Here is a 12,675-nt window from a genome sequence, read left to right as displayed (position 1 = left end):
GAAGTATTTTCGCAGGCAATAAAAAGGGGCGACCCGTCGGTCGCCCCTTGAGAACTTCGTCCTGGCTCAACGCTTTTGACGTTGGCTCACCTCACGCCGTCTTGTGGACAGTATGCAGCCCGGGGGCCGGGGCAACCCTGTGGGGTTGGCGGCCGCAGCCGGCCTTATTGGCGGGCTGCAGTGGACTGTATGTCCGGGCAGTGATTCTGTTGATAACTCTACGCCTCGGCCTCGGGCAGATGATTGCGAAGATTGCGTCAATAAACAGTGCTTGCGCAATTTTTAACCCTGGATAGATAATTCACCGCAATAGTTACGACAAAGGCCAGCCCCATGAGCAAACTTGACCGATACGACCTGAGTATTTTGGCGGAATTGCAGCGCGACGCGAGGATCTCCAACCAGGAGTTGGCCGAGCGCATCGGCCTGTCGCCTTCGCCGTGCTCACGCCGGGTCAAGCAACTCGAAGACGACGGCTACATCGCCCGCCAGGTCGCCTTGCTCGACCGCAAGATGCTCGGCCTGAGTCTCACGGCCTACGTGCTGATCGGCATGGACCGACACACCCCCGAACGTTTCGAGAACTTCGAAGCGGCCATCCGCACCTTGCCGCAAGTGCTGGAATGCAGCCTGGTGACCGGGATGGACGCCGACTATCAGCTGAAAGTGGTGGTGCCAGACATGGATCACTACCAGAAGTTGCTGCTGGGCCACCTGACCCGCATCGAAGGCGTCACCAGCGTGCGTTCAAGCTTTGTGCTGAACCAGGTGCTCAACAGCACCGAGCTGCCGCTGACCCACCTGCGCACTTAAGACCAGCGCGGAACAAATGTGGGAGCGGGCTTGCTCGCGAATGCGGTGTGCCAGGCACCGAATGTGCTGACTGATCCACCGCATTCGCGAGCAAGCCCGCTCCCACATTTTGACTGTGTTCCCGCAGGGTGGTAAGTCTGCGGCAGACCGACGCAGGTCAATGTCGCGCCGATTGCCCTGGCGTATAATCGGCGCCCTGCCCCAGCCGGAAACGACCCGATGAACTCGATTGATCCCGCCGTGTTTGAAGAATGGATGATGACCGGCCTGGTCAGCATCCTGATCATTTTCATGGGCTTTATCGTCTGGGACCTGGCGAAGAAATCCAAGGCCGGGCGCTTTGGCTCGATGATCCTGTTCTTCGTGCTGGGCCTGGGCGTTGCCGCGTTCATCATCAAGAGCGTGGTGATCGGCCTGATCGAGTCCGGCGCCTTATAAGCGCGCCGGCACTTCTTTCCATTGGCCTTGGTCCAGGCCGTCGATCGACCAGTCACCAATCCGCACCCGCACCAGACGCAACGTCGGCAAGCCTACCGCGGCCGTCATGCGCCGCACCTGGCGGTTACGCCCTTCACGAATCACCAACTCCAGCCAATGGGTCGGCACGCTTTTGCGAAACCGCACCGGCGGATTGCGCGGCCACAACTGCGGCTCGTCCAGTTGCCGGGCTTCGGCGGGCAGGGTCATGCCGTCATTGAGCTCCACACCGTCGCGCAGGCGTTGCAGCTGTTCCTCGGTCGGTTCGCCTTCCACCTGCACCCAATAGGTTTTCGCCAGCTTGTGCTTGGGGTCCGCGATGCGCGCCTGCAATTGGCCGTCGTTGGTCAGCAGCAACAGGCCTTCACTGTCACGGTCCAGGCGCCCGGCCGGGTAAATGCCGGGGATGTCGATGAAATCCTTGAGGGTCGCCCGCCCGCCTTCATCGCTGAATTGGGTCAGCACATCGAAGGGTTTATTGAACAGGATCAACTTGGGATCGGCCGGTGGCGCCTTGGCGACACGACGCGGGGCTGACGAGGTTTGCGGACTTTTCACACCGGGGCGGCGGGAAACAGGACGGGCAGGACGGGACATGGCAAAGGAACATCTAACGGTCAGGACCGACAATGCTAGTGGCCCGACCGTTAAATAACCATCCCAACCGTTTAGCGGAACGGCGGCTCGTCGAAGCTGCGCAGTTTGCGCGAGTGCAACGAGTTGAGTTCGGTGCGCAACAGATCCACCGCCTCGATGCCGATCTTCAAGTGCTGGCTGACCGCACGCTCGTAGAACGCGTTGGCCGATCCCGGCAGCTTGATCTCGCTGTGCAGCGGTTTATCCGACACACACAGCAACGTGCCGTACGGCACCCGCAGGCGGTAGCCCTGGGCGGCGATGGTGCCGCTTTCCATGTCCACGGCCACGGCGCGGGACAGGTTGATCAGCGGACGTTCCTGGGCCCAGCGCAGCTCCCAGTTGCGGTCGTCGTAGGTCAGCACGGTGCCGGTGCGCAGGCGTTTTTTCAGCTCTTCGCCTTTCTCGCCGGTGACGTTGGCCGCGGCTTGCTGCAAGGCCATCTGCACTTCGGCCAGGGCCGGGATCGGAATGTTCGGCGGCACTACCCGGTCGAGAATCCCGTCGCGACGCATGTAGGCGTGAGCCAGCACGTAGTCACCGATGGTCTGGGATTGGCGCAGCCCGCCGCAGTGACCAATCATCAGCCAGCAATGCGGACGCAATACGGCGAGGTGGTCGGTGATGTTCTTGGCATTGGACGGGCCGACGCCGATGTTCACCAGGGTCACACCATGGCCGTCGCTGGCCTGCAAGTGGTAGGCCGGCATCTGATAACGGTGCCAGACCACGCCGGCAGCAATGGCAGACGCTTCGCCGTGGTCCATGCTCTTGTCGATGATCACATTGCCCGGCAGCACCATGCGGATAAAGCGCGGGTCGCTGCGCAACTGTTCCAGGCCATGCACGATGAACTGGTCAACGTAGCGGTGGTAGTTGGTCAGCAAAATCCACGGCTGCACATGGCGCCAGTCGCTGCCGGTGTAGTGCACCAGGCGGCGCAGGGAGAAGTCGACGCGGGCGGCATCGAACAATGCCAATGGCAGCGGGTCGGTGTTTTCCCAGTCGTACAGGCCGTCGGCGATGCCATCGGTGGCGGCAGACAGGTCGGTACTCGGGAACACCCGCGCCAGCGTGGCGGCAGTTACACCGGAGCCGGCCAGTTCGTCACCCTGCTCCACCACGTACGGGTAGGGAATGTTCTGCTGGCTGACGCCCACTTCCACCGTCACGGTGAAGTCGTGCATCAACGGCACCAGTTGCTCCAGCAGGTATTTGCGGAAGGCCGACGGATGGGTGACGGTGACGCTGTAGGTCCCCGGCAACTGAACCTTGGCATACGCCCGGGTGGTCTGTGGGACTTCGCCCTGCACCAGGTAGGTCAGGCGCAGTTCCGGGTAGCGAAACATCGCACGTTGTTCAGCGTCGGGTTCGACGCGGTCTTTGAGGTAGCGCTTGAGGGCTTGATTGAGCGCGCCGGTAGCACGCTCATGGAGAGCCGCCAGCCGATCCACGGCTTCTTCGGCGGTTTGAACGACAACAAAAGCTTCGGTCACGGTAAGCATCCTGTGTTCTGACTTGCAGGCCTTCATCTTGCCTGTATCCCTGGCGCACTGGAACACCGGAATTGGAATGCGATCAATAATGTGGGAGCGGCGGTGCGACGATTCGACTTGCTCGCGAATGCGGTAGGTCAGCACATGTATTGGCTGATCCACCGCCTTCGCGAGCAAGCCCGCTCGCACATTTTGCCCGCATTCATTCAGAGGATTTGAGGTGTCGACCGGGCGACGATGGCCTCCACATCCACACCGCGCGGCAAGGTGCCATAGACCCGGCCCGACGACTCACCCAGTCGGCTGGCGATAAAGCCATCACTCACACTGGCATTGCCCGCCTCCAGCAGCAGCTTGGCCTGCAACGCCACCGCGATGTCCTCGGTGAGTTGGCGGGCACGGTACTGGATGTCCTGAGTGTCCATGAACGCCGACTTCAACTGCTCGATATGCCGCGCCAGGTGCTTGTGGCCATGACCATCCCCCAGCTCGACAAACAGCGCCTCCAATACGCCCGGTTCTTTGGACAGGGCCCGCAGCACATCCAGGCACTGCACATTGCCGGAACCTTCCCACGTCGAGTTGACCGGCGCCTCACGGTACAAGCGCGGCAGGATACTGTCCTCGACATACCCCGCACCGCCCATGCACTCGGCGGCTTCGTTGATCATCGCGGGCGCGCGCTTGCAGATCCAGTACTTGCCCACCGCCGTCACCAGCCGGGCGAATTTGGCTTCCTGTTCGTTATCCAGATGGTCCAGCGCGCGCCCCATGCGCATGCTCAAGGCCAGGGACGCCTCGCTTTCCAGGGCCAGGTCGGCCAGTACGTTCTGCATCAACGGTTGCTCGCTGAGCACCCGGCCACCTACTAGGCGGTGAGCGCAATGATGGCTGGCCTGGGTCAGCGCCTGGCGCATCAGGGCGCTGGAGCCGACCATGCAATCGAAGCGGGTCATCGCCACCATCTCGATGATGGTCGGTACGCCGCGCCCTTCTTCGCCGATCATCCAGGCCAGCGCGCCACGAAACTCCACTTCGCTGGAAGCGTTGGAGCAGTTGCCGAGCTTGTTTTTCAGGCGCTGGATGTAGAACTCGTTGCGGGTGTCATCCGGGCGGTGCCGGGGCAGCAGGAAACAGGTCAGGCCCTTGTCGGTCTGGGCCAGGGTGAGGAAGCCATCGCACATCGGCGCGGAGCAGAACCACTTGTGCCCCACCAACTCATACGCCTGGCCCGGGCCGCCAGCGCACACCGGGTAAGCGCGGGTGGTGTTGGCGCGCACGTCGGTGCCACCCTGTTTCTCGGTCATGGCCATGCCGATGGTGGCGCCGGCCTTGTGGGCGATGCCGACGTTGCGCGGGTCGTATTCGGTGGCGAGGATTTTCGGCAGCCAGGTTTCAGCCAGGTCTGGCTGCAGGCGCAGGGCCGGGACGCAGGCGAACGTCATGGTCAGCGGGCAGCCGGTGCCGGCTTCGGCCTGGCTGTGCAGGTAGGTCATCGCCGCACGGGCCACATGGGCGCCGGATTGCGGATGGGCCCACGGCAACGACGGCAGGCCGTGTTCGACGGCGGTGCGCATCAGCTCGTGGTAGGCCGGATGAAACTCCACCAGGTCGATGCGATGGCCAAACCGGTCATGGCTGTTGAACACCGGTTTGTTCTGGTTGGCCAGGAACCCGGCTTCCATCAGCGGCCCGCCCGCCAGCGCACCATAGGTGTCGATGCGCTGCTCGGCCCAGCCGGCGCCGAAGCGCCGGGACCAGTCTTGCAGCGGCAAGTCGATACGGTACAGGTTGGTGCCGTCCAGGGACGGTGGCTGGTTGGTGACGTCGTGGGTTTCGGCGAACTGGTGCAGGTGCATGACGGGCCTCCTGAAAAAAGGCCACGTTGATTGAGGCCTGAATTTCAGTTAAGCACCGTCACCCGGGTTAAAAAAGTGGCATAAACGCCTAATTGGCGGCGCTTTCACCCTCAACCATATGCAACAACCGCAGTTGCAGCACCCGTTGCAGGGCCTCGAAACGTACCGGCTTGGCCACTCGGTCGGTGATACCCACGCCGTGGCAGCGCTCGCGTTCCGGGGCTTGTAACGAGGTGCTCAAGGCGATCACCGGCAGCTCACCACAGCCGGGCAACGCACGGATCTGGCAGCACAGCGAAAAGCCGCCCTCCGGCACATCCAGCAACACTGCGTCGAAGGTTTGACTCTGCAGCAACGCCAGGGCGGCCGGCCCATTGTCGACGGTTTTCACCCGATAACCGAGCTTGAGCAACATGCCGCGCACCACCAGTTGCGCCACGCTGTTGTCGTCTACCAGCAGCACCGTGCACTCCTGCGGCGTGCGTTGCGCCTGCGGTACTCGCCGCACGGCAGCGGGTTCGGGCTGGACGGGGCTGACCGCAAGCTCCAGCTGGAAGCGACTGCCGCGCCGCGGCTCGGAATTGTGGGTGAGGCGCCCACCGAGCAACTCGATCAATTGCCGGCAGATCGCCAGGCCAATGCCCATGCCGCCGTATTGGCGAGTGGTCGAGCCATCGAGCTGGAAGAAGCGCTGATACAGGGTCGCCTCATCGAGATAGGCGAAGCCGATGCCGGTGTCAGTGACAATGAAGGTCAGGCGCAGCGTTCCGTCCGCCTGGGGCACACCGACCACCCGCACACGCACCGAGCCCTCGTGGGTGAACTTGAAGGCATTGTCCAACAGGCAATCCAGGCACTGCGCCAGCTTGCCGGGATCACCGTTGATGCGGTCCGGCAGGTCTTCTGCCAGATCAATGGAGAACGCCAACCCTTTGTGCTGGGCGCTGGCCGCGAACTGCTGGCGCAAGGTGTCGAGCAGCCCACGCAGGCTGAACACTTGGGGTTGCGGGCTGAGGCGCCCGGCCTGCAATTCGGTGAGGGTGAGGATGCCGTTGACCATGCGCATCATCTCGCGGGCCGCACCGGAGGCGGTTTGATGGTACTGCGCGAGGTCGCCTGGCAGCGGCTCGGTCTGCATCAATTCCAGGGAGCCGATCACACCGTTCATCGGCGTGCGCAGCTCGTGGGTCAAGGTGGCGAGGAATTCATCCTTGAGCTGGTTGCTGTGGGCCAGTTGCGTGTTGAGCACTTCGAGTTTCTGGCTGGCGTCGAACAGGATTTGCGCCTGTTGCTCGCGCATCGAATTGATCCGGTCGGCCAGCGCCAGGGACAGCAAGGCCACTTCCAGTGCCGAGCCGATCTGGCTGGCGTACATCGTGAGGAACACATTGGGCAGGTAGCCCAGCACCATCATCGTATTGACTACACCGCCCAGCAGGAACGCGGTCCAGGCGATGATGAAGTAGCGCGCCATGCGCTGGCCGCAATACCAGGCCTTGATGGCCGCGACGAAGATGGTCACGGTAAAGACCAGCGCCAGGGCGGTGGCCAGGCGCAGCGCCAGCGCATAACTGGTGAACAATGCCAGCACCATCACCACCCCGCCGCTGACCGCCAGGGCCAGCAACAGCCGGTTGATCCAGCGACTGTAAAGCGCGGTGTGCAGGAAACTGCGGGCAAAGAGGCTGCCGAACAGCGCCGCCGAACCGATCAGGAAGGGCACCGCCGCGTTCGCCCACCACGGGTTATTCGGCCAGAAATACTGCACGGCGACGCCGTTCACCGACAGCTGATACAGGCCGAACGAGGCGATATAGAGGATGTAATAGAGGTAGCTGGTGTCGCGCACGCTCAGGTAGATGAACAGGTTGTAGATCAGCATGCCGAGCAACACGCCGTAGATCACACCCAGCACGTACAGGCGCAATGGCTGTTCTTCGAGGTACGCGGTGGTGGACCAGAGGGTCAGCGGTGCCTGGATCGAGCCCTGGCTTTGCAGGCGCAGGTACAGGGTTTCCTGCTGGCCAGGGACGAAGTCGAGCTTGAACAGGTAGTTGCTCTGGCGGATTTCGCGGCTGGAAAACGGCAGGATGCTGCCGGTGCGCGACACCAGTCGATAGTTGCCGACACTGTCAGGCTCGTACAGCTCCAGTTGGTTCAGCGGCGGGTAAGCCAGTTCCAGCAGCCAGCGGCGCGGGGCATCCGGGCGCTGTGCACGGTAATGCAAATCGACCTTGAGCCAGAACACCGAGCGCGAATAGCCGGCATTCAATGTGGCTTTGTCGTGGGTCTTGAAACGACTGGCGAGGACCGGCGAGCTGATATCGCCAATGGTCAGGGCGCCACTGGGGTCCTCAAGGACTTGCATCACTTGGCCCAGGGGCAACCGCGTGGTGGTCTCGTTGAACTCGACTGCGCCGGCCAGCATCGGCAGCCCGGTCAACAGTAACATCAGCAAATAGCGCATAGAGCCCCAGCGTGACCTGTCCGGTTATGTCAAAAGCCTCCATTCCTTTTGAGCAGACGTAAACCGGCGATACAGTTATTGGTTTGAATCCACTCTAGCATAGCCATTACAGGCCAAAAGACACCATTGAAATAATTTTTTGAAAGGCTCTAGAGCGGGCATTACAGGGCATTTGACCTGTATTTCACGATGATAGCAAACAGCCACTTCCACCTTCCCCTCCGCTAAAAATTCAACCATCGCCCGACAGCCACCCAAAAAGCGTTTGGTGGTAAGCTCGCGCACCATGAATATCTACAGCTCTCGCCCCGTTGTCCTCTGTCTCTCCGGCCATGATCCCAGTGGTGGCGCCGGCTTGCAGGCAGATATCGAAGCCCTGCTCGCCCAGGGCTGTCATGCGGCCCCGGCCGTCACCGCGCTGACTGTGCAGAACACCGTCAACGTCAGCGATTTCCGCGTGCTGGATCGCGAGTGGGTGCTGGCCCAGGCCAACGCCGTGCTCGGTGACTCCGAAGTGGCCGCGGTGAAACTGGGCATGCTCGGTTCCCTGGAGATGGTCGACACCGTGGTCGAACTGCTCAAGGCGCACCCGCATTTGCCGGTGGTCTGCGACCCGGTGCTGCGCGCCGGCGGCGGCGGCAGCCTGGGCAAGGACGAGGTCGGCTACGCCATGCGCGAGCGGCTGTTGCCGCTGTCGATGATCGCCACCCCCAACCTGCCTGAAGCGCGCATCCTCGCCGAATTGCCCGAGGGCACGGCGGACGAATGCGCAGCGAAACTGCTGCCGTTCATCAAGCACCTGCTGATCACCGGCGGCCATGGCGACGAGCACGAAGTGCACAACCGCCTCTACAGCCGCGACGGCACGCACCAGACCTTTACCTGCCAGCGCCTGCCCGGCAGTTATCACGGTTCGGGCTGCACCCTGGCCAGCGCGCTGGCCGGTCGGTTGGCACAAGGCGAAGGGTTGGTCAGCGCGGTGCAATCGGCCCTCAACTACACTTGGCGCACCCTGCGTGACGCTGAACAACTCGGCCAGGGGCAATTCGTGCCTCGTCGTCTGCCGTTGGATTTCTGCTCGTAACACCAAGAGGCCTGCCCGATGAAACTACGTGGCCTTTATGCCATTACCGACAGCCAACTGTTGGCCGGCAAGTTCCTGGCCTACGTCGAAGCGGCGTTGGACGGTGGCGTGACCCTGCTGCAATACCGCGATAAAAGCAGCGACGAAGCGCGCCGCCTGCGGGAAGCCGAAAAACTGCGAGAGCTGTGCTCGCGCTACAAGACCCAACTGATCATCAACGATGACGCCGAACTGGCCGCACGCCTCGGCGTCGGCGTGCATCTGGGCCAGACCGACGGCCCGCTGACCCCGGCCCGTGCGCTGCTCGGTTCCAAGGCGATCATCGGCTCCACCTGCCACAGCCAGATCGAACTGGCCGAGCAGGCTGCCCGCGAAGGTGCCAGTTATGTCGCCTTCGGCCGCTTCTTCAATTCCAACACCAAGCCCGGCGCGCCGGCAGCCACCGTTGAACTGCTGGCCCAGGCCCGCGCGCGGTTGCACCTGCCGATCTGCGTGATCGGCGGCATCACCCTGGAAAACGCCGAGCCGCTGGTGGCCCACGGTGCCGACTTGCTGGCAGTGGTCCACGGCCTGTTTGGTGCCGACAGCACCCAGGAAGTCACGCGCCGCGCCCGCGTTTTCAACGATCTTCTAAAATCTTGAATTCAGAGAACACGATCATGTCCCGTTCCGAAACCCTGTTTGCCAATGCCCAGAAACACATCCCCGGCGGCGTGAACTCTCCCGTGCGAGCGTTCAAGAGCGTTGGCGGCACCCCACTGTTCTTCAAGCATGCCGAAGGCGCCTACGTCACCGACGAAGATGACAAGCGCTACGTCGACTACGTGGGTTCGTGGGGCCCGATGATCCTCGGCCACAGCCATCCGGAAGTACTGGACGCGGTGCGCCAGCAGCTGCAACACGGCCTTTCCTATGGCGCACCGACCGCCATGGAAACCGAGATGGCTGACCTGGTGTGCTCCATCGTGCCCTCCATGGAGATGGTGCGGATGGTCAGCTCCGGCACCGAAGCCACCATGAGCGCGATTCGCCTGGCCCGTGGGTTTACCGGCCGCGACAGCATCATCAAGTTCGAAGGCTGCTACCACGGCCACTCCGACAGCCTGCTGGTCAAGGCCGGTTCCGGTGCGCTGACTCAGGGCGTACCGAGCTCCGCCGGGGTGCCGGCCGCGTTCGCCAAACACACCCTGACCCTGCCGTTCAACAACATCGCTGCCGTCGAGCAGATGCTCAGCGAAGTCGGCCAGGAAGTGGCGTGCATCATCGTCGAGCCGGTGGCCGGCAACATGAACTGCGTGCCGCCGGCGCCGGGCTTCCTGGAAGGCCTGCGGGAACAGTGCGACAAGCACGGCGTGGTGCTGATTTTTGATGAAGTGATGACCGGCTTCCGCGTTGCCCTCGGCGGCGCCCAGGCTTACTACGGCGTCACGCCGGACCTGAGCACCTTCGGCAAGATCATCGGCGGCGGCATGCCGGTGGGCTGCTTCGGCGGCAAGCGCGAAATCATGCAACACATCGCGCCGCTGGGCCCGGTGTACCAGGCAGGCACCCTGTCGGGTAACCCGCTGGCCATGGCCGCCGGCCTGAACACCCTGCGCCTGATCAGCCGCCCGGGCTTCCACGCCGAGCTGACCGACTACACCACTCGCCTGCTGGACGGCCTGCAACAGCGCGCCGATGCCGCCGGCATTCCGTTCGTGACCACCCAGGCGGGCGGCATGTTCGGCCTGTACTTCAGCGGCGCTGACGACATCGTCACCTTCGACGATGTGATGGGCAGCGATGCCGACCTGTTCAAGCGCTTCTTCCATCTGATGCTGGAAGGTGGCGTGTACCTCGCCCCGAGCGCTTTTGAAGCCGGCTTCACCTCGATCGCCCATGGTGATGCCGAGCTGAAACTGACCCTCGATGCCGCCGAGCGCGCCTTCGCCGCCTTGAAATAAGCGGATCAAAAATCAGGCGCCGCCCCTGGCGGCGTCAGATTTGCTACTTTGCTTACAGGCATTTCCGTCTTTTTTCGAGAATTCACCTGCAATCCGGCAGATAACTTGCCCACGCAGCAGAAAAACGAGTAAAGACTTTGTAAGCAGGTGCCTGCTTATTTCATAATGCGCGCTTATTGGATCCCCCCGTGGGTCCCGCGCCCCGTCAGAGGTAAGTCGATTCCCATGAAACGCACCGGCCGCACCCTGGTTCTGGGCTGCCTGTTGCTCCTTCAGCCGCTGCTGGCGTATGCCCAGGCAGGCGGCAACTCGTTGTTAATCCCAGCGATGGGTCGTTGCACCCTCAATACCCAGCCGGAAAGCCAGGCCGAAGCCCTGAGCGCGTGCCAGAAACAGGCCGATGGCGGGGATGCGCAGGCGCAATACGAGTTGGGCGAGTACTTCTACGACAGTAAAAACCCCGCACGCGACCTCAACAAAGCCTTGAGCTACTTCGAGAAAGCCTCGTTGCAGGGCCACGCGCAGGCGCAATTCCAGCTGGGCACCATGTTTTTCCACGGCGAAGGCGTACCGGCCAATAACGTCCAGGCGTACATCGTGCTGAAAATGGCGGCGGTGAACGGCGCCGAAGATGCACTGGACACGGCCGACGAAGTGGCCGAACACATGCAGCGCGACGAACTGGAAGTGGCTACCCAAGTGCTGGGACAGATTTTCCGCAACTACCTGCAGGAACTGCAGAGCGCAGATGGCAGCTCGCCGTTTTCCCCGCTGCCGGATCCTTCAAGGTGATAACAGATAACCCTGTCGATGCGCCTTCGGGCCAGCTACATGGGCAATCGTCATACCGGCACTCGCCATTCGCCGCACTGATCGAACATACAAAAGCCCTTCTCGGGTGCAAGCAACCGGTGTCACCCGATCAGTGATCGGATCGATAACTTCGGCGAGGATTTGCCCGGCCGCCAGGTAATCCCCCACCTTCGCGCAAAACACAATCAAGCCTCCCACTGGGCTCACCACCGGTTCTACTCCCGCCAACGGCGTTGGCGCATTCAGTAATGGCGGTAGCGGTGGTGCCTGGCCGTCAATGGCTCCCCGTTGAATCAAGTAGTCGATCAACGCCTGGCAATCCTGACGCGCCAGTCCGTGATCCACATCGGCAACACCCCGCAGCTCTACAGTCACAGCAAACCCCGGTGCCGAAAAGCGCCCGGGAAAACGCGCCTGCATGTGCGCCCAGAACAACGTAAAACACTCATCGAACGATTGCCCGCCGGCCTCTTTGGCCAAAAAACACGCCCTGGCTCCCAGGTAACGGGCCAAAGGCTCCACGTGCAACCAGAAATCCGGCGACAAATACAAATGCTGCACGGCCTCGAAATCGCAATGAAGGTCCAGCACGATATCGGCATCGCAGGCCAGCGTTTGCAGGGTCAAGCGCATGGATTGCAACTGTGTCGCCGGCTCCTGGCTGGCCAGTGTTTGCAGCAAGGCGCCACGGATCAGTTGCAGATTGGCGCCCGGTTCATCCGCCAACAGGGCTTCGACGCGATCACCGACCTGCTGGCTGACGTCGAGGAAGAAACGATTGAAGTTTTCCCGACTGTCGTTATCGAAGCGCCCCTGGGGCACATCCATCAACACTTGCTCCAACCCCAGCGGATTGGCCACCGGCACCACCACAACCGACCAACGCATCAACCCTGCTGCCTCCAGGTGCGCCAGCCGCTGCTTCAGATGCCATAAGACCAGCATGCCCGGCAGTTCATCGGCGTGCAGGGACGCCTGGATATAAACCTTGCCGGCTGCACTGGCCGGGCCGTAATGAAAACTGCGAATCTGTCGCGTCGTCCCCGGTACGACCTCCAACAACTCATGCACGTGGGTCTGCATTTCG

The 12,675-nt window shown here is 62.2% G+C and carries 11 protein-coding genes; 6 read left to right on the top strand and 5 right to left on the bottom strand.

Going from position 1 to position 12,675, the window contains the following annotated elements:
* The first annotated feature begins 333 nt into the window (after positions 1-333).
* Both HX786_RS13615 and HX786_RS13610 read left to right on the top strand, forming a co-directional pair.
* Positions 334-813 (top strand): Lrp/AsnC family transcriptional regulator, encoded by a 480-nt coding sequence (locus tag HX786_RS13615; protein WP_003194418.1) that lies wholly within the window; start codon positions 334-336, stop codon positions 811-813.
* 228 nt (positions 814-1,041) lie between these two features.
* Entirely contained in the window at positions 1,042-1,251 is a 210-nt protein-coding gene (locus HX786_RS13610) for a DUF2788 domain-containing protein (RefSeq protein ID WP_026077819.1), read from the top strand.
* On the opposite strand, the gene HX786_RS13605 is transcribed toward HX786_RS13610, so the two are convergent.
* The 4 genes from HX786_RS13605 to HX786_RS13590 all read right to left on the bottom strand — a co-directional run bounded on the left by HX786_RS13605 (position 1,246) and on the right by HX786_RS13590 (position 7,748).
* Entirely contained in the window at positions 1,246-1,887 is a 642-nt protein-coding gene (locus tag HX786_RS13605; protein WP_003215483.1) for a pseudouridine synthase, read from the bottom strand. The two genes, HX786_RS13610 and HX786_RS13605, sit on opposite strands and share 6 nt — an antisense overlap.
* A 71-nt stretch (positions 1,888-1,958) precedes the next feature.
* Entirely contained in the window at positions 1,959-3,458 is a 1,500-nt protein-coding gene (amn, locus tag HX786_RS13600; RefSeq protein ID WP_172834544.1) for an AMP nucleosidase, read from the bottom strand.
* A 170-nt stretch (positions 3,459-3,628) separates the two neighbouring features.
* Complete coding sequence (locus HX786_RS13595; RefSeq protein ID WP_178912210.1) at positions 3,629-5,281, bottom strand: acyl-CoA dehydrogenase family protein; 1,653 nt, start codon at positions 5,279-5,281, stop codon at positions 3,629-3,631.
* Positions 5,282-5,369: 88 nt separating this feature from the next.
* On the bottom strand, positions 5,370-7,748 hold the full coding sequence (locus HX786_RS13590) for a hybrid sensor histidine kinase/response regulator (RefSeq protein ID WP_178912209.1): 2,379 nt from the start codon (positions 7,746-7,748) through the stop codon (positions 5,370-5,372).
* A gap of 286 nt (positions 7,749-8,034) precedes the next feature.
* Here HX786_RS13590 and HX786_RS13585 point away from each other — a divergent pair, with 286 nt between their 5' ends.
* The 4 genes from HX786_RS13585 (at position 8,035) to HX786_RS13570 (ending at position 11,567) form a co-directional block, all read left to right on the top strand.
* The gene (locus HX786_RS13585) at positions 8,035-8,832 is read left to right on the top strand and encodes a hydroxymethylpyrimidine/phosphomethylpyrimidine kinase (protein ID WP_177008849.1); all 798 of its coding nucleotides are present in this window, start codon (positions 8,035-8,037) and stop codon (positions 8,830-8,832) included.
* 18 nt (positions 8,833-8,850) lie between these two features.
* The gene (gene thiE, locus HX786_RS13580) at positions 8,851-9,474 is read left to right on the top strand and encodes a thiamine phosphate synthase (RefSeq protein ID WP_178912208.1); all 624 of its coding nucleotides are present in this window, start codon (positions 8,851-8,853) and stop codon (positions 9,472-9,474) included.
* A gap of 17 nt (positions 9,475-9,491) precedes the next feature.
* Complete coding sequence (gene hemL, locus HX786_RS13575; protein WP_178912207.1) at positions 9,492-10,775, top strand: glutamate-1-semialdehyde 2,1-aminomutase; 1,284 nt, start codon at positions 9,492-9,494, stop codon at positions 10,773-10,775.
* A 225-nt stretch (positions 10,776-11,000) separates the two neighbouring features.
* Positions 11,001-11,567 (top strand): tetratricopeptide repeat protein, encoded by a 567-nt coding sequence (locus HX786_RS13570; protein WP_177008851.1) that lies wholly within the window; start codon positions 11,001-11,003, stop codon positions 11,565-11,567.
* On the opposite strand, the gene HX786_RS13565 is transcribed toward HX786_RS13570, so the two are convergent.
* Positions 11,559-12,671, bottom strand: a complete 1,113-nt coding sequence (locus HX786_RS13565; protein ID WP_177055640.1) for a succinylglutamate desuccinylase/aspartoacylase family protein — start codon at positions 12,669-12,671, stop codon at positions 11,559-11,561. The two genes, HX786_RS13570 and HX786_RS13565, sit on opposite strands and share 9 nt — an antisense overlap.
* Positions 12,672-12,675: the final 4 nt, after the last annotated feature.

The sequence above is a fragment of the Pseudomonas sp. 21615526 genome, assembly GCF_013386245.1.
Taxonomy (GTDB): Bacteria; Pseudomonadota; Gammaproteobacteria; order Pseudomonadales; family Pseudomonadaceae; genus Aquipseudomonas.
Note: the sequence above shows the minus strand (reverse complement) of the source record. Positions and strands in the feature narration are given on the sequence as shown.